General features: G+C 36.8%; 4 protein-coding genes. 2 read left to right on the top strand and 2 right to left on the bottom strand.

Features of this window, described 5'->3' with window-relative positions:
* Window positions 1-121 precede the first annotated feature (121 nt).
* Window positions 122-502: a hypothetical protein gene (locus tag GGG_RS0118780; protein WP_010117868.1), complete on the bottom strand. Its 381-nt coding sequence runs from the start codon at window positions 500-502 to the stop codon at window positions 122-124.
* An 8-nt stretch (window positions 503-510) separates the two neighbouring features.
* The gene (locus GGG_RS0118775; protein WP_010117867.1) at window positions 511-711 is read right to left on the bottom strand and encodes a helix-turn-helix domain-containing protein; all 201 of its coding nucleotides are present in this window, start codon (window positions 709-711) and stop codon (window positions 511-513) included.
* A gap of 110 nt (window positions 712-821) precedes the next feature.
* Between GGG_RS0118775 and GGG_RS0118770 the strand changes: the two genes are divergently transcribed.
* Together GGG_RS0118770 and GGG_RS0118765 are read left to right on the top strand one after the other, a co-directional pair.
* Window positions 822-1,484: a LexA family transcriptional regulator gene (locus GGG_RS0118770; RefSeq protein WP_010117866.1), complete on the top strand. Its 663-nt coding sequence runs from the start codon at window positions 822-824 to the stop codon at window positions 1,482-1,484.
* Window positions 1,485-1,504: 20 nt separating this feature from the next.
* The gene (locus GGG_RS0118765; RefSeq protein ID WP_010117865.1) at window positions 1,505-1,723 is read left to right on the top strand and encodes a hypothetical protein; all 219 of its coding nucleotides are present in this window, start codon (window positions 1,505-1,507) and stop codon (window positions 1,721-1,723) included.
* Window position 1,724 lies beyond the last annotated feature (1 nt).

Below are 1,724 nucleotides of genomic sequence, written 5' to 3'. Positions count from 1 at the left end.
TGCATGCTCCTCGACTGCCTTTTGAAATAAATAAATCTTTCGCTGTAGCTCAATGTCTGTTAAAATTTTATGCATATTCATTTCTACCTCGTTCTGAATATATGAAGCCTGATCTTGAACATCAGGCTTTTTTATTGTCTGGACTTCCATAGCCCAACTCTTCCTTTCTCTCACTAATTTCGTGATGGAAAAGGTCATCTACTGATTCAACTCTGTTGATGTAGCATTTCATCATGTGAAACATTGAAGCTGCTGTTTCACGGTCTAAGCTTTCATAAGTTTTTGGAACAACCTTGAATCCAAGAAGGCTCAATAAGACGCAAGCGTTTTCAATTTCAGTCAAGCCATTGCTTTTCTTGTCATTTTTCATTCTTGAGAGTGTGCTTGGATCCACCCCTAAGTGCTCTGCTAAAACACTGTTGTTTTCCTGTGCAAGCGCATTAAATACACGAGTGATGTCATTTCTAGCGCTTGCACTTAATTCAATTGATACTTTGCTCATGGTGGTTCCTAAGCGACATTTGTAGTTTGTTTATGCTGATTCCATAAAGCTTCTAGATTTCTACCTAGATCGTATGAAAGACGTTTTCCGCAAGCTCCTCGCTCCAAGTCACTTACATAGTTTTGTGAACAACCAATTTCAGTGGCGATCTTTGCTTGTGTTAACCCCTGTTCTTTCAGATCAGAGATCATTTTTTGCCATTGATTCATGTGAACCTCCGATATTTTTATTAAATATATAGGTTTTCCGATATTTATACAATAGCCAAACCGATTGAAATATGTATCAGAATTCCGATAAAGCAAGCTGAGATTGATCTATGAGTACTTTGGGTGAAAATTTAAAGAAATTGCGTAAGGCAAAAAAAATGACCCAGAAGGAATTAGCGCAAAAGTCTGGAGTTAAACAATCGGTAATTTCCGAACTAGAAACTGGCACAGCTAAATCAACAGGTTCAATTCTTGAGCTAGCTAGCGCATTGGGCATTACCGCTGAAGATCTTAAAAAGGGTGTAGTTAGTGAATTTGACAATAATGTTGTGCCTATTACTTCTAAATTAATTCCAGTTTTATCATGGGTTCAAGCTGGATCAATGACATCTGTAGAGGAGATAAATCCATTAGATATTTCTGAATGGTTGCCACCTTTAAGCGTCGATGATCCTGATGGTTGTTTTTATTTAAAAGTAGTTGGTATTAGTAATTCACCTACCTACATGGAGGGTGACTGTATTTTAGTAAATCCAAAATTTCAGGTGTGTGACTTAATTTCTGGAGATTTGATTGTTGTTAGAAATAACACTGATGCAACATTTAAAAAATTCGTTATTGAGAGTGATGAGCGTAAATATTTACAAGCTCTTAATCCAAACTTTCATCCCAATATTATTGAATTTGAAGAAGGAATGGTTTTAGTAGGTTTGGTAATTGATGCGTTTAGACCGCTTGGCGGCTCTCGCCCTAAGAGAATGAGAAAAAGTTAGATTATTAATTTAGGTGATATATGGACAACTTAAAACTACCAGTTAACCAGATTATTGCTCGCATCAATGATGCTGCGACACGTGGTGAAGCATTGATGCTAACAGCTGATGAAGTCAAGATTCTCTCTAAAGATATTGGCGACAAGGTTTTCATACCTGTGCTTACAAATGAGCAAGTTATACAGCTGGTCAACGAAGGTAAGCTTGGGCAAAAGATTAATAGCGCAAAAGATAAATAAA

The sequence above is a fragment of the Acinetobacter sp. P8-3-8 genome (assembly GCF_000214135.1).
Classification (GTDB): Bacteria; Pseudomonadota; Gammaproteobacteria; order Pseudomonadales; family Moraxellaceae; genus Acinetobacter.
This window is presented reverse-complemented; position numbering and strand designations above follow the sequence as displayed.

Excerpts from the sequence above, each read along its gene's own strand:
- GGG_RS0118780 (WP_010117868.1), bottom strand. The coding sequence starts at position 502 with ATGAGCAAAGTATCAATTGAATTAAGTGCAAGCGCTAGAAATGACATC.
- GGG_RS0118775 (WP_010117867.1), bottom strand. The coding sequence starts at position 711 with ATGAATCAATGGCAAAAAATGATCTCTGATCTGAAAGAACAGGGGTTA.
- GGG_RS0118770 (WP_010117866.1), top strand. The coding sequence starts at position 822 with ATGAGTACTTTGGGTGAAAATTTAAAGAAATTGCGTAAGGCAAAAAAA.
- GGG_RS0118765 (WP_010117865.1), top strand. The coding sequence starts at position 1,505 with ATGGACAACTTAAAACTACCAGTTAACCAGATTATTGCTCGCATCAAT.